Source organism: Streptomyces sp. NPDC096048 (assembly GCF_044763415.1).
Taxonomy (GTDB): domain Bacteria; phylum Actinomycetota; class Actinomycetes; order Streptomycetales; family Streptomycetaceae; genus Streptomyces.
The window spans coordinates 1-12,850 of the sequence record NZ_JBIWGG010000020.1 but is presented as its reverse complement, the minus strand read 5'-3'; the positions used below and the strand labels follow the sequence as shown (position 1 = coordinate 12,850).

18 protein-coding genes and 2 pseudogenes are annotated in these 12,850 nt (G+C 69.0%); 13 read left to right on the top strand and 7 right to left on the bottom strand.

Features of this window, described 5'->3' with window-relative positions; genetic code table 11:
• Positions 1-287: 287 nt before the first annotated feature.
• Positions 288-614: a helix-turn-helix domain-containing protein gene (locus ACIQ6R_RS36465; RefSeq protein WP_404226296.1), complete on the bottom strand. Its 327-nt coding sequence runs from the start codon at positions 612-614 to the stop codon at positions 288-290.
• Positions 611-1,198, bottom strand: a pseudogene (locus tag ACIQ6R_RS36460) (tyrosine-type recombinase/integrase); the annotation flags it as partial. The gene ACIQ6R_RS36465 and the pseudogene ACIQ6R_RS36460, both read right to left, overlap by 4 nt.
• 1,052 nt (positions 1,199-2,250) lie before the next feature.
• Between ACIQ6R_RS36460 and ACIQ6R_RS36455 the strand changes: the two are divergent.
• Positions 2,251-2,778, top strand: a complete 528-nt coding sequence (locus ACIQ6R_RS36455) for a hypothetical protein (RefSeq protein WP_404226294.1) — start codon at positions 2,251-2,253, stop codon at positions 2,776-2,778.
• Between the two features lie 70 nt (positions 2,779-2,848).
• Here ACIQ6R_RS36455 and ACIQ6R_RS36450 read toward each other — a convergent pair whose 3' ends face one another.
• A complete protein-coding gene (locus ACIQ6R_RS36450; RefSeq protein WP_404226292.1) occupies positions 2,849-3,700 on the bottom strand; it encodes a DUF6233 domain-containing protein in 852 nt (283 codons plus the stop codon).
• 720 nt (positions 3,701-4,420) lie between these two features.
• Positions 4,421-4,729 carry a DUF6300 family protein gene (locus ACIQ6R_RS36445; protein ID WP_404226290.1) on the bottom strand — a complete coding sequence of 103 codons (309 nt, stop codon included), beginning with the start codon at positions 4,727-4,729 and terminating at the stop codon, positions 4,421-4,423.
• 133 nt (positions 4,730-4,862) lie between these two features.
• Between ACIQ6R_RS36445 and ACIQ6R_RS36440 the strand changes: the two genes are divergently transcribed.
• From ACIQ6R_RS36440 to ACIQ6R_RS36425, 4 genes and pseudogenes are all read left to right on the top strand, one after another.
• Entirely contained in the window at positions 4,863-5,132 is a 270-nt protein-coding gene (locus ACIQ6R_RS36440; protein WP_404226288.1) for an HTH domain-containing protein, read from the top strand.
• Between the two features lie 15 nt (positions 5,133-5,147).
• A pseudogene (gene tpg / locus ACIQ6R_RS36435) lies at positions 5,148-5,456 on the top strand (telomere-protecting terminal protein Tpg); the annotation flags it as partial.
• A gap of 260 nt (positions 5,457-5,716) precedes the next feature.
• A complete protein-coding gene (locus tag ACIQ6R_RS36430) occupies positions 5,717-6,283 on the top strand; it encodes a hypothetical protein (protein WP_404226286.1) in 567 nt (188 codons plus the stop codon).
• A complete protein-coding gene (locus ACIQ6R_RS36425; RefSeq protein WP_404226283.1) occupies positions 6,280-6,546 on the top strand; it encodes a hypothetical protein in 267 nt (88 codons plus the stop codon). Before ACIQ6R_RS36430 ends, ACIQ6R_RS36425 begins: the two co-directional genes overlap by 4 nt.
• 572 nt (positions 6,547-7,118) lie before the next feature.
• Here the strand turns inward: ACIQ6R_RS36425 and ACIQ6R_RS36420 are convergent.
• Complete coding sequence (locus ACIQ6R_RS36420) at positions 7,119-7,334, bottom strand: hypothetical protein (RefSeq protein WP_404226280.1); 216 nt, start codon at positions 7,332-7,334, stop codon at positions 7,119-7,121.
• A gap of 306 nt (positions 7,335-7,640) precedes the next feature.
• On the opposite strand from ACIQ6R_RS36420, the gene ACIQ6R_RS36415 reads away from it, so the two are divergent.
• Complete coding sequence (locus ACIQ6R_RS36415; protein WP_404226335.1) at positions 7,641-7,928, top strand: acetyl-CoA carboxylase biotin carboxyl carrier protein; 288 nt, start codon at positions 7,641-7,643, stop codon at positions 7,926-7,928.
• A gap of 186 nt (positions 7,929-8,114) precedes the next feature.
• Positions 8,115-8,357 (top strand): hypothetical protein, encoded by a 243-nt coding sequence (locus ACIQ6R_RS36410; RefSeq protein WP_404226278.1) that lies wholly within the window; start codon positions 8,115-8,117, stop codon positions 8,355-8,357.
• A gap of 45 nt (positions 8,358-8,402) precedes the next feature.
• Here the strand turns inward: ACIQ6R_RS36410 and ACIQ6R_RS36405 are convergent, their stop codons facing one another.
• Positions 8,403-8,780 carry a hypothetical protein gene (locus tag ACIQ6R_RS36405; RefSeq protein ID WP_404226275.1) on the bottom strand — a complete coding sequence of 126 codons (378 nt, stop codon included), beginning with the start codon at positions 8,778-8,780 and terminating at the stop codon, positions 8,403-8,405.
• 162 nt (positions 8,781-8,942) lie between these two features.
• Here ACIQ6R_RS36405 and ACIQ6R_RS36400 point away from each other — a divergent pair, with 162 nt between their 5' ends.
• The 5 genes from ACIQ6R_RS36400 to ACIQ6R_RS36380 all read left to right on the top strand — a co-directional run bounded on the left by ACIQ6R_RS36400 (position 8,943) and on the right by ACIQ6R_RS36380 (position 11,982).
• A complete protein-coding gene (locus tag ACIQ6R_RS36400; RefSeq protein ID WP_386322524.1) occupies positions 8,943-9,152 on the top strand; it encodes a hypothetical protein in 210 nt (69 codons plus the stop codon).
• A gap of 437 nt (positions 9,153-9,589) precedes the next feature.
• On the top strand, positions 9,590-9,814 hold the full coding sequence (locus ACIQ6R_RS36395) for a hypothetical protein (RefSeq protein ID WP_404226272.1): 225 nt from the start codon (positions 9,590-9,592) through the stop codon (positions 9,812-9,814).
• Between the two features lie 26 nt (positions 9,815-9,840).
• On the top strand, positions 9,841-10,080 hold the full coding sequence (locus ACIQ6R_RS36390) for a hypothetical protein (RefSeq protein WP_404226270.1): 240 nt from the start codon (positions 9,841-9,843) through the stop codon (positions 10,078-10,080).
• A gap of 140 nt (positions 10,081-10,220) precedes the next feature.
• On the top strand, positions 10,221-11,162 hold the full coding sequence (locus ACIQ6R_RS36385) for an ADP-ribosylglycohydrolase family protein (protein WP_404226267.1): 942 nt from the start codon (positions 10,221-10,223) through the stop codon (positions 11,160-11,162).
• A gap of 19 nt (positions 11,163-11,181) precedes the next feature.
• Positions 11,182-11,982, top strand: coding sequence for an ATP-dependent DNA ligase (locus tag ACIQ6R_RS36380; protein WP_404226333.1), 801 nt, complete (start codon positions 11,182-11,184; stop codon positions 11,980-11,982).
• Here the strand turns inward: ACIQ6R_RS36380 and ACIQ6R_RS36375 are convergent.
• Complete coding sequence (locus tag ACIQ6R_RS36375; RefSeq protein WP_404226266.1) at positions 11,954-12,181, bottom strand: DUF6207 family protein; 228 nt, start codon at positions 12,179-12,181, stop codon at positions 11,954-11,956. The two genes, ACIQ6R_RS36380 and ACIQ6R_RS36375, sit on opposite strands and share 29 nt — an antisense overlap.
• 222 nt (positions 12,182-12,403) lie before the next feature.
• Between ACIQ6R_RS36375 and ACIQ6R_RS36370 the strand changes: the two genes are divergently transcribed.
• Positions 12,404-12,847, top strand: a complete 444-nt coding sequence (locus ACIQ6R_RS36370; protein ID WP_404226264.1) for a hypothetical protein — start codon at positions 12,404-12,406, stop codon at positions 12,845-12,847.
• The last annotated feature ends 3 nt before the right edge of the window (positions 12,848-12,850 follow it).

Below are 12,850 nucleotides of genomic sequence, written 5' to 3'. Positions count from 1 at the left end.
CCTTGTAACCGCGTCCGCGTGCCCGGCGGCGTACAACAGGTTCCGCAGCCGGACCACACTCACCGGGCCAGCGACCACCGGGACGGTCAACCCGTCAGGCGCCTGCTCCAGATACCGGGCAAGCTCCCGAACCGGCAGGGGCCCCCACCCCTTCGCCTGTTCGACGGCAGCCTGCGCGGCCCCGGCCGGCAACCCCGGCCCGACAGCCCGGCACAGATGGGCCACCACCCAGGCGCGGGTGCCCTCCAACTCCGCCTGGGCTTCCCGCTGCCGCGGGGTTCGGTAGCTCACGACGGGCCGGGACGGCGGACGACAGTGCGACGCGGAGCCGCCGGAGCCGGCCCCGACGTGCCATCGGCGCTCTTGCGGACCTGAGCGTTGACGACCTCCGGTTTGATCAGGTCGTTCGGTGTGCAGCCCAGGACGTCGCACAAGGCGACCAGGGTGTCCATGCTCAGGCGCTGCGGCGGCTGCGTGACCAGCCGATACACCTGCTCACGCGAGAGCGTGATGCCGCGCTGTGCGAGCAGCGGGACCAGATCCGAGGTCTGGAACATCCCCTGATCGGCCATGAGCTGGCGCAGCTTCCACTGGTAGCCCATCTTCTTGATCACACCGTCACGCTCCAGTCGTCACCCAGGCGGTCCTTCATAGAAGCCTCCAGCAGCTGGTTGCGGTACTCGTTCGAGACGCCCATGTAAATGGCGGTGGTGGCCGCGTGGGAATGACCGACCTGCTCCTGAACGAACCGCGCCGGGTAGCCGAACTCGGTCAGGTGGGTGATGTAGCTGTGGCGCAGGCAGTGCAGGTCGAGATCCTCGTCCAAGCCCGCGTCCTGCCGGGCCGCGACGAAAGCTTCGTTGATCGAGCGGGGCGACAGCCGCCCGACCCGCTCGGTCACCCACAGCGCCGGGTGCCGGCCGGGCGAGAAGCGCGGCCGGATCTCCGCGATCCACTCGTCGAGGACATCGACCGCCCAGTCCATCTCGGGAACGGTCAGCACCGTGCGCCGTTTGGGAGGAGCCCCCTTTGAGGACTTCCCGAATCGCACCATCATGCTGCCGTAGGCGCCGGACTTCGGGGCCTTCCGGTTGCGCCGCAAATCCACCAGGTCGACCCGGGACGACTCGGTACGGCGGGTGCCGTAGGCGTAGATCGTCTTCAGCACCGCCGCGTCCCGCAACGCGGTCAAGGCACATCGGCCTGCTGCTCCTGGTGGTTGCGGGCGCGGTTGGTCAGCCACGCCGCCAGAACGGCGATGACCGCCCCGGAGACGAGCGTGCTGGCCAGCTCGATCAACTTGTCCATGCCTGCAGGCTGACCGCGCGCCAGCCCCGTCGTCCGAGCCGTTGCGCACCTGCCGCACAACCCGCACCCTCCCGTTGCCGATCAATAGCAGGGGCGGCGGCTGGGACGCCGTGAGGCCCCGCCCTGCGCTGCTGTTCCTGTGGTGGCAGACACGTCACTGACAACCTGGTGGGCCCGTCGCACGACGAGCCCACCGCAGTCCCCGGCAACCGCCGATAGAACCCGGCAGTCGGCGGCATCAGGGCGGCCGAGTAAAGAAGAGGGGTTGGCTTGTACCAAGCTGCCGCATCCCATGTTCCCCATCTACATTCTGGTTTCACTCATGTGGCCCGGATGATCCGCTGTCGGGCCGACAATGGAGGCTGTTCCATGCGATTAAGATCCGCTGTCAGTGCTCTTGCCGTTGGGGTGGCGCTGGTCGCCGCCGGCACTCAGACAGCACTGGCGGCCCCGCCGCCGAACCCGGGACCGCCCACGGTCGAAGTGACGGTTCCGGACGCTGAACCTGCGGGCGAAGCAGCATCGTGTGTCTTCTACGCGTCCAAGCCCAACCACAGCGGCTCCACCATGACCGGCACGGGAGGCATCGAGACATGCTCGGGCGGGCCCGCAGCCTGCAACAGCGAGGTGGACCTGCAGTTCTACAACAACTTCTCGGGCAGCTGGATGACGGCCGCATCGAGCGCACGTCAGTACCGGTGCGCTCCACCGCTTCGGTCCACGACTGCGAAGGCCACCTGCACGAACCGTCCCGGCGATCCGAACGTGGGCTGGCGTAGCTTGACCGTCGGAACGATCGTAGGCACCAGCGGCGGTTCGTCGAGCGGCACTGCCTACAGCCCCGTCCTGTACATACCCTGCGCGTAGTGCCACCTGGGAGGGTCTGCGGTAATCAAGGGCCGCTGAGCAACCGCAGGCCCTCCCTCGAAGAGAGGACCCACCGTGACCTCGGACTCCGACCTGCTGTGGCTCCGCTGCGCTCACCTGGGTCGCGTCCTGCTACCACTGGTAGACCAAGATCCAGGTCAGAGGGCTGACCGGCGCAAGAACCTTCGAACCTGGGGAATCGATGAGGAAGTGGGCGAACGGCTGATCGAGATCTTCACGGCCATAACTGCCCATGCCGTCGCGGTCGACGCCTCCATGTCAGCCGCAGAACTCGACAACCTCCCCCTAGACACGGTGGCTGACGCAGCCACCGGCAAGCGTGACTTCCAACTGCTCGCAGGACTCCCCGCCACCTTCACCGACGGCCGTGACGAACAGGCAGTCAATCTCTTCCGCTTGTCCGCCTACGAGGGTGGGCAGGCCAGCCGTCGGCTTTTTCAGCTAAGTAGGGAAGTACGCCATGCACTGATGCTTCTCGCCGGACGCTCTGCCCTGCCGTACGCCACGTGTGGGGATGCCTTCCGTCGGGCATCCGAAAACGCTGTTGGGACCGATGACGCCACGGGTGGCGATGATCCCTAAGACAGCGAGTGCCAGACGGATCGACGGACAGAACAGATCGAGCGTGCGGAACGCGCCGCGGACCCACGGCTCAGGCGTCGTCGAAGCCGTGGTCGAAGCCCTTAAGAACAGGATCAAGCTCGGCAGCGGCGCCGCACAGCGAACACAGCCGAACCCCCGGCTGCTCTGCTGCGTCCAGCGCCCGATCCAAAGCCAGCATCGGCGCCGCGGTCGGCGCCTCTTCACAGTCGACGGCGTGCACAACACCGCCCCGACCGGGACCGCGGCCGCCGGCCTTTGCCAGCACCCAGCCAGTGGGCCGTCGCGGCCCCAACGCCTCCTCGACGGGCGAGAGCGGCGTCAGGTACTCGGTGGGAATGGTGCCGTACGAGACGCCATCCACGGGCCGCACGTGATCAGGGGCGCGCACCCAGACCCGGTACTCGGCAGGCTCCACCGTGTCGCCAGGGCCGTTGCGGTACGCCGGGAGGCCGACCTCGTACCTCCAGCCGTCGGCCACCTGGCGCCGGGACCACAGGCGCGCGACGACTTCCTGGTCCCCGGGCAGCAGCACCGGATGGGCATCGGATCGGGGGCGGAGGAGGTCATCACGCCTCCCACCGTACGGACGGACGCAGGGACGCTGGCACCCGGCACGGCCTCTGCAGAGGCGGACCTCCCGGAAGGGGCTGCTGACCTGGTGCATAAGCTCTCCGACATGAGTGAGGAGAGCCTGCGCGAGATTCTCGGCGACATCGAGCGGTCGGTCCGTGACTTCACCGGGGCCGAAGCCGTCCTCGCGGAAGCCGAGCAGCGGCGCGACCGCACCCGGCAGGCCGTGCTGGAGCAGGTCGAGCAGCTGCGTGCTGAAGTGGATGCCGTCCACGCCCCTGAGCTGATCGGGGTGCTCAGGCACCTGTACTGGCAGCAGCCCGGCATCCACGGACGTCCCTTGGCGGAGGCCGCCGGCCTCCAGCTCCACGACATGCTCGCGGCGATCGGTCCGGCGCCGTCGGGGATCTTCTGTGCCGACTGCGGCACGGAGCTGTTGCGCACCAGCCGCTCGTGGAAGCCCCCGGCTCGGTACGGGCCGCCGCTGTGCCCCCACTGCCTGTCCCTGGAGCGCGACGCACGATCACGGAAGTGGCGGGTCGAAAGCCTGCGGTCCCGCATCGTCGCTGAGGCCCGGGTGCAGGCGCGAGCCATGGACTGGCGCGCCGCTGCCGAGCTGGTGCTGGCCTTCCCGCCGCTGTCCCAGAAAGTCAGCCGCGGCAGCGCCACAGACCAGCAAGAAGGCGTCTGGCGCGGCTGGGAGAACGCCCGGGTGATCCGCAGCCGTCTGATTGCTTCTGCGGCCGCCGGCGACGACACCGTGGGCGTCGCCGTCGACGAGGCACAGCTGCTCGTGGAGACCGCGCTGCGGGTCGCCGACTGGGACACGGCCCGAACCCGACCCGATCACCCACGAACCGGCACTCGCCCTGCTCACCCGTCTGAACCGCGAGGTCCGCGCCACCGTGCACGCCGCTCGGGAGCGCGCAGACGCCGCATACCCGGACGGCTACGAGCCGACCGAGGACGAAGAGTCCGCGGCGTGGCGCGGCACCGGCGGATAACGAGTGGGATCGGCCGTCACCTTGCCGCCACGGCCGACAGGCGGCGTTCAGGGCTGATCGGGCGGGGCGTCCTGCAAGTACCAGCCGTGGGCGGCCATGCACTCCTTCGTCCACTCCATCAGCAGGTGCGCGCCCTCCTGGACGCGGCTCTCGTCATAGCCGCCGCCATCGGCGAACCACTGGGCGAACAGGCCGGCCGCCGGGCGGTCGGGGTCGCCGGTGTCGCAGGCCGGGCACAACTCCAGGTGGATCGGACGCCCGTGTTCGTCGTTCTGCGGCGCCACTCCGCTCATGATGAGGTCGCCCCGGCAGCGTGAACACTGCGGCAGTCGGTCGGCGAACTTGAGAAGTCCCATGGCCAGCCCCCTTGCTCTGGACGTGGCCCCAACCCAAGACCCGCTGCCCTGCGCCGTCAACCCCTTCGACGGGCGACGGAAACCGCCCGGCCGTCAGTCTCTGTCCACAGGTCCGCTCCGGTGAAGTGCTCCTATGACTGATGAGGAGAAGGCACAGCAGGCGGCCCGGACGCGCGCCAAGCTCATGGAGGGCCTCGCCCGTGCGGAGCGGGCCCTGTTCACCCGTCCTGCGCCGAAATCCGCGCGAGCCCAGATGAAATTCCTCCGCAAGCGGGAGAAGGGCTCCACCAAGAGCCTGGCCGAGCGCCTGGGCGTCTCCCGCAAGACGGTGCAGCGCTACCTCTCGGGTGCCTCCACCAAGCCGAACAAACGCCTCCAGCAAGCCCTGGTGAAGGAGACTTAGTCGGAGTGGCAACCGCAGGTCAGGGCACAGGCGAGGCAGCGCGCGACCACTTCGGGCGGGCTCGTCATCAAGTTCCGGGCCACCCTCGGCTTCACCGCGAACGGGTCCTCGGACGACGCCCGGGTACGGGACCTCAGCATCGCCGTGTCACCCTCCCACGCGGCCCGCATCCTGGCGGCGCAGGAGGAAGGTGCGACGGACACCGACCTCCACAATGCGGTCGCGGAGGCCATCGCGGACGCCTATTTCCGTCAAGGTGGTGGCGGTCGCGTGAGCCTGGAGGTGAAATTCCGGGACGCTCAATCACTCGACATTGAGTTTTAGCAGCACGAAATTCAAGACTGCGATAGACCTGTCCGTGACGCCGCGTCCGATGCGTGGCAGCCCGATATCCCGTTCCGTTCTCAGTGACGATTGAGAGGCCCGTGTGAGCACCCCCGTGCCCCGCTCCCGCCGCCGTCCCCGCTTCCCCGCACCCGGCGCGGCCGCGCCCCGCCAGCCGGTCGACCAGGCGAAGGTCGGCCGCCGCGCGGTGCGCCGCCGCGCCGCTGGTCATCCCAGCGGTGCGCCGCCGCGCCGCTGGGATGACCGCCACCGAGGCCGCGGCCGCGCTCGAGGACGCCCGGCTGCAGCAGCACATGGACCGCGACCGCGAGGACCTGGCCGACGACGAACGCGGCCCGGCCGAAGTCGCTGAGTGGGAACGCATCGCGCAGCTGCTCGCCACGACCGGCGGGACGTACGACCCGGAGGGCGACGCCGTCGTCCAGGACGAGCTCGCTGCTGACCGGCGAGCCGAGGAAGTCGAACAGCAGCGCCTCCAGGAGCAGCAGCAGCTTGCCGCCCGCGCCGACGAACTCGCCGCGCACGTGCGAGCCGGCCGACTCGACCGGACCGTGGAGACCCGGCCGGGAGATGAGGCCGCCCGCGACGTCCTGATCCACCGGGGCGACTACCACCCGGTGGTCGACGGCTGGCTGGCGCAGGCCTTCGCCGACCGCTCCGGCCACTACGCCGACCCGGCCGCCAACGGCGAGCTGGAGTTCGCCGGCCGACTCGCCCAGGCCGACCCCGAGGCCACCGACGCGCTCGCCGCCTGGCTGGAGCACAGCCTCGCGCCCGCCGAACTGGCGGAAGCGGGCGACCGGTGAGCGCGGGCGACCAGGTGGTGGCCTCCTGGGTGCAGTCGACCGGCTGCGGCACCCGGTACGAGGACCTGACGGCCGACGGCCAGGTCCACGTCGACTACGCACCGCCGCTCGCAGAGCCGTACTTCGAGGGCGACGACGACCCGGACTACAACCCGATCTGCTCGTGCCCGCGCGTCCCGAAGCAGTTCTGCATGGAGTGCGCCGGCTGCGCCGCCCGCGGACAGTGCACCGGTCCCCACGTCTGGCCGCCCCTCCGAAACTGACCACCGACGCCCCCCTCAGCCCAGCGCTCCCGTGAGGCAGTCGGGGGTGTCCTGTGACAGCGATCCTTGACCGATTGCCACTGAAGTTGGACCATTGCACGGTTCGTGTCATCGCACCTGGACCGGCCTGGTCAGGACGCTGCTGGGCGGTGTCAGTCCTCTGCTGGACGATCTGGCCATGCTGATTGCAACCAACGAGCGCGGCCATGTGGTGAAGCGTCCATCCAAGCCTGCGATCGGGACGATGCCGGCCAAACTGCGGCGGGGGAACGCCTACATGGTCCTGGAGCTGGGTGGAGGAGGAGCTGCCTGGTAGGCGCCGGTCCAGGTTCGCTGTCACAGGACAGTCGTGTGCCATCGAACGTTGGCCGCCTGTCAACGAACCTCGAGTGACGCGAGTTTGCGTCATCGAAGTTTGATCATCGCATGTCAAAGCCTCGTGATGGCCGAGTCGGGCCCAGTTGAGCGACCGCACGGCCGGCGCAGTCGAGCGTGAGGATCCGAAGGCTTTGTGTGTCCTCAGGGGCCCAACACCGCCAAGCCATGCGGCTGGCACTCGATGGCAGGAGACGTCAGCCGAACAAGCCCAGGGCGCCGTTGCTAAGCAAGCCGAGCGCTTGCAAGAGATTCCCTCCCGCATCCAACACACCGTTGAGGATTGCGTCTACGGCTCCGAACGGCAGGGCGGCGAGGCCCTGCAAGGGGTCGGCGGGGGCGGCGCTTGCCGTGGCAGCACTGCCGAGCACAGCGGACGCCGTGAGCGCGGAGGTAACGAGCACAGAACGCATGCGCATCAAGGGCTCCTTCAGAGCGGTTGCAAGTGATCAACTCACAAACGTGCAACACGAAGCCCGCGTCACGGACAGAGCACGAAGATCACTCGGCCGCCCCACAGAGCCAAGCGCCGACCGACCCAGGGAACCGGCGCGATGACAAACGACCCTGATCGATTGCCAAGCGATCTTGACGTTCCGCCGTGGCCGCTGACGGCGCTGATGGCCTCTTCTTGTGACATGCCGCAGGCTGCGCTGTTGATCGTTGCGGGAAGCGGGGTCGGCTAGGCTCCGCTGACGTCTGCACCATTACGGACTGTGATGGTTCATCGCCATACGGAAAGGGCTGAAGTGATGTCTGAATCCCGCGAATTGCAGGTGGTGGCGTCTCCAGTCGTCGGGACCTTTCATGCGGCGCCCCCGCAGCCGAACGCAAGTCCCTTCGTGGCGGTGGGCCAGTCCGTGCGAGAAGGCGACACGCTGTGCATTGTGGAAGCGCAGGGGTTGATGAACGAGATCCCGGCGGAAAGGGCCGGCGTCATCGCGGAGCGGCTGGTTGACCACGGCGCTCCCGTGGAGTATGACCAGCCGCTGTTCACCATCAAGTAGGGCGGGCCGACCTGGACCGCGCGACTGGACGCCGAAGACCTCCAGCACGCTCTCGTCAGCGCGCACTTGCCCGTCGCCGCCCGCGCGACCGCCGGCGAGTAGCGGCTCCTGCAACGATCAGATCCCCCTCCGCTGCCGATCCGCAACAGCACCTAGCCCACCGGCTGGCGCCGTGACGCTTCTCGTGTGGACAAGCTCATCGACCTCCTGGTCAACGCGACGATCGCCTGGCGACTGACCAACCTCTCCCGCGACCGCGCCGACCGAGCAGCGGAGAAGGAGAGCCTGCGCACGCAAGCCGACGCCCTCACCGTCGCTGTCCTCGACCTCCAGCACGCAGCCGCCGTCAACCGCATCCTCTGGGAGTGGCACGCCAGCCGAGTCCGCGAGACATTCCCGATGCCGCATCACCCTCTCGGATCCCGGTAGACGGCTATCGGTCAAAGGCCAGTGACAATCGATCAAGATCGTTTGTCAGAGGTCATGGGCGAACGGAGGCGACGCCATGGAGCCCGCCGCCCTGCTCATCCGGCACGGCATTGAGCCCGCACGCCTGGAGGCGGCGCCGGCCCCGTCCGCGCGCCGGGAGACCCTCGCCCGCGTCCAGGCCATGCCGCCGCGCCCTGCTCCGTGTGCGGCGACCACGCCCGCACTGCCCGCGCCGTCGACTTCCCGGACGGTGGCTCGCGGTGGGTGGACCTGTGCCGCGAGCATGGCCTTGCCGTGATGCGGCGCTTGCCGCTCACGGCGCCCGTGGAGATCCTTGCTGATCTCCGCGCCGCTGCCGCGGAAGCGGGCCTGGTCGTCCTGGTCGGCCAGGAGGCCGACGCCGCACGGGACCGGTGTCCGCACGAGATGTGAGCGTGGCTGCGGGTGGGGCCGGGCGGAGGCAAGACGGCCAATCCGGCCGATCTGGCAGGTATTTGCCGCCATCCTTGCAGGACGCAGACGTCCCAGGAACGTGTGCTGGCTACAACCTGACGGTGGATCGTTCTCTGCGGGTGGGGGTTGTCTGTGCTGACGATCAATGTGGCGGTGCTGCTGGCGGTCATCATCGTGGTGCGACTGGGCCGGCGTACCCAGGCACGCAGCCGCAACGACGAGAAGCTGACCGTGCTGATCGTCCTGGTCTTCGGGATCCTCGTGGCGCCGACCGCGTTCGGGCAGGGGGTGCTGGACGTGGTGGGGGAGCTGGCCGCGGGCATCACCGACTCCAGTCGCTGAGCAAGGCCGCACTGTGCCGATTCCTCTCTGACGGAGGCTGGCGCCTCGCGTGTCTCGGCCCGGGACCGTTCTATTCTGTTCGAGGCGGCTGCTGCTCGTGCTGCTCGCCCGCCAGACAAGGAACAATGATGACGACTGCCATGCCCCCGGTGACCGAGCCTGATACTTCGGCGCGGACCTGTCCCGGTGACCAGGTCGACCCCTGCACCAAGTGCCAGCGGCCGACCCACCGACACGGGCCCGGAGCCCGCAACTCTCTGTGTGAGTGGTGCGACGCTGAAGCAGTGGCGAGGTGGGGCGCAAACCTCAGAGCAGTCGGCCGCTCCTGACTCACAGCCGGAACGCATCGAGCCGGCCGCGCCCACCGCTCATACGCTCTTCCCGTACGGCTCTAGACGCCGCTCGCCTCATGGATCCCGCAGGAGCACGCTGGAAGTGTGACCAGCGCGCCCATCGTCGTGCACCGGCCCTCCCCGTCAGGCGGCCGGAGAGTCTCCGTGCACCTTCGCGGACGCGACGAGATCCTCGGTACCGCCTACAGCGACCACGACCTGGTGGTGTTCCTCGAAGGCGCCGGCATCGTCGATCCGGAGGCCGTCCTCGATCAGCCGCAGTGGGTGGAATGGCGCGATCGCCCGGCCCACGACTTCGGCGCCGCCTGACGCTCGGGGCGTGGTAGGCATCAGCCGTGACGTGGACGTTGCCGGATCCGACGCTCACCACGCCGGTGGCCGGCCCCGTCCTGCCGCCTGGCGCCGCTGCGGAGCCGAAGTGGGACGGCTACCGTGCCCAGCTCGCCCGCTACGCCGATGGCCGGGTGCTGCTGCGCTCGCGGCAGGGCACGGACATGACCGCCGCGTTCCCAGAAATCCTGGACGCCGCCCTGGCGCAGCTGCCCGACGACACCTGCCTGGACGGTGTTATGTGACCTGTACGGGTGTCTCAGCCCCAGGGTGTCTCCGGCGGTGCGCCTCCGTAGACGAGACGCGTTCGCCGCCGATGGTTCGGGGAGCTGAGAAAGGCAATAGGGCCGTGCGGCCGTCGGCGCGACGCGGATAGCCTGCCGCCATGAAGCGGATGCAGCGGGCTGCTGGCGCGGTCGTCGGCTCGGCGGTGGGTGACGCCCTGGGTGGCCCGTTCGAGTTCGGTCCCCCGGGAGCGTTCTCGGCCCGGTTTCCTGCGCCTGGTGTCGGTGGTGAGATGTGTGGAGGCGGTGGCTGGGATTCCGGTGAGGCGACAGACGACACGCAGATGGCCGTCCTCGTTGCGGAGTCGCTGCTGGAGCAGGGCGGGCTGGATCTGCCGGATATCTTCGCCCGCTTCCAGCGATGGGCAATATCAGACCCCAAGGACATCGGTTTGCAGACCGAAGACGTCCTGACCAACGGCATGCCCTGGGACCTCGCCGCTGCGATCCATTTCCAGGTCAACCAACGGGCAGCGGGAAACGGCTCCTTGACGCGGGCGTCGACCTCCGCGGTCTACTTCGCGGCCGCCGGCCAGGAAACCACCATGGACGCAGCCCGCCGCATCGCTGCCCTGACCCACGGTGACCGCGCGGCCTGGGAAGGCACTGCGATCTTCCACGAACTCATCCGCGTCACGTTCGAGGACATCGACCCCCTCACCGCGCTCCCAGACGTCCTCGCTCTTGTCCATCCCGACCACCGCAGCCGCTACACCACCGTCCTTGCACCCGACTGGCACCCCGACCGGGCAACCGAGTTCAACGGTGCCGTGTGGCCCTGCCTGGGCTCCGCCGTCTGGGCCCTGCGCACCACCACCAGCTTCGAAGACGCGATACGCGCGGCCATCGACCTCGGCGGCGACACGGACACCGTCGCCGCGGTGACCGGAAGCCTCGCAGGGGCGTACTACGGACTGGACGCCATCCCCGCCCACTGGACCCAGCCACTTCATGTCCCCCTCCCGGGCTTCGACGGACGGGTGCTGAACCTGGTAGACCTGCTTCACCTCGCTCACCGCCTCCTGGAGGGAGGCCGCCGGTGAGACACACGCGGTAGCTCACATAAACGGGGAGCTGGTGGTGTGGGAGTCCGGCCGTCTCGCGTTCGAGCGGCTGCAGCAGCGCCTGGCCCGCCGCCGCGGCGGCGGGGCTCTGGCGGCCGCGCGTACCTGGCCCGCCCACCTGGTCGTGTTTGACGTCCTGCGTCTGGACGGCACCGACCTCACCACCCGGCCCTATGCCCGCCGCCGGGCCGCTCTGGAGACGCTGTTCGCGGACGCGCCCCTGACCACGCCGTTCACGCTATGCCCGTCGACCACCAACCCGGACACCGCGCGGGAATGGCTCACCTGGACGTCCGCCGGCCTGGAGGGCCTGTGCTTCAAGAGGCTGTCGGAGTCGTACCGCTCCGGGGCCAGGGCATGGGGCAAGTACAAGGTCCGCGCCACTACCGAGGCCATCGTCGGCGCCGTCACCGGCCCCACGGCCGCGCCCCGCACCCTGCTGCTCGGCCGCTACGACGACACGGGCGCGCTGCGCTACACCGGCCGTACCGTCCCGCTCGCCCGCACTGCGGCGGCCTCGCTTGCGGAAGCGTTGACCCAGGCTGTAGGCGAGCATCCGTGGGCAGGACGTACGTTCACCGCCGGGTGGGGTAGCCGCGACGTCCTGGACGTCGCGCTCGTCGATCCGCAGCTCGTAGCAGAGGTCGACGTGGACGTCGCCCGCGACGCCGTCGGTCGGTGGCGTCATTCCGTGCGTCGGCACCGTGCTCGCCTGGACCTGTCCGTCTCCAACGTTCCGCCCTTCGACCGGGAAGACGGGTTGACGCCACCTATCGGCAGGGGTGGTCGGGCGGGTTGAGGGGCTGGCGCAGGTCGAGGTAGCAGCGCAGTCGGACGCCTGGCTGTCCGGCCTCCCGCGTGGTGCGTTCCACCGACGTCGTCGCCCACCGGGCGGCGAGCGCGGTGTGGAAGGCGAACGCGGTCTCGTCGTCGGCCGCGGCGACGTCGACCACGATCAGGCCGGGTCCGGACACGTGCACTTCGTTGATCGCTTCCATGACCGGCACGCCGCGACGCCCTGGAGCGGCGGTTCTCGTTCCGCTTCGTATTCACCCCTGCGGGGGCTCCTGCTCGATCTCTCTCCGGCAAGCGCCGCCTCACCAGGGGCAAAGCCCTGCGGCTGAAGATGAGTAGACACATTTCCTTCACTTAGCCGCCATGGTGTGATCACTTCCGGTGGGCTCCGTGCGCTCTATTCGCACCACTGAGGGGGATTCCTCATGCGCATCAGGCGCACTGTGACCGCTGCCGCGACCACGGTGGCCGTCGCCGCACTCGGCCTGGCCGCGGCCGTTCCGGCTCAGGCCGCCGAGTACTCCTCGGCCCTGAAGATCAAGGGCGTGCAGTACGACGCTCCGGGCCGGGACTCCAGCAAGTGTTCTGGCGGGAACACCGCGGCCCACAGGCGGCTCGACAGCCTCCGTGATCAAGACTTCATTCCGGGTGGAGCAGCCGTCGGACGGATTGTCACCACTGTTCCAGTGGCGCAAAGCATCACGGTCGTAGCCGTCACGGGACTCGGCATCGACCGGCAGGCGGGTGACGGCTTCGGCGACGGGGAGCGTCTGGGCCGCGTGGGTGGGTGGCGTGGACGAGGTGATGGACAGGGCAGCGAGGAGCGCGGCGACCAGGCGCGTAGCACAGAGGTGACCATGTGCCGTTGATTG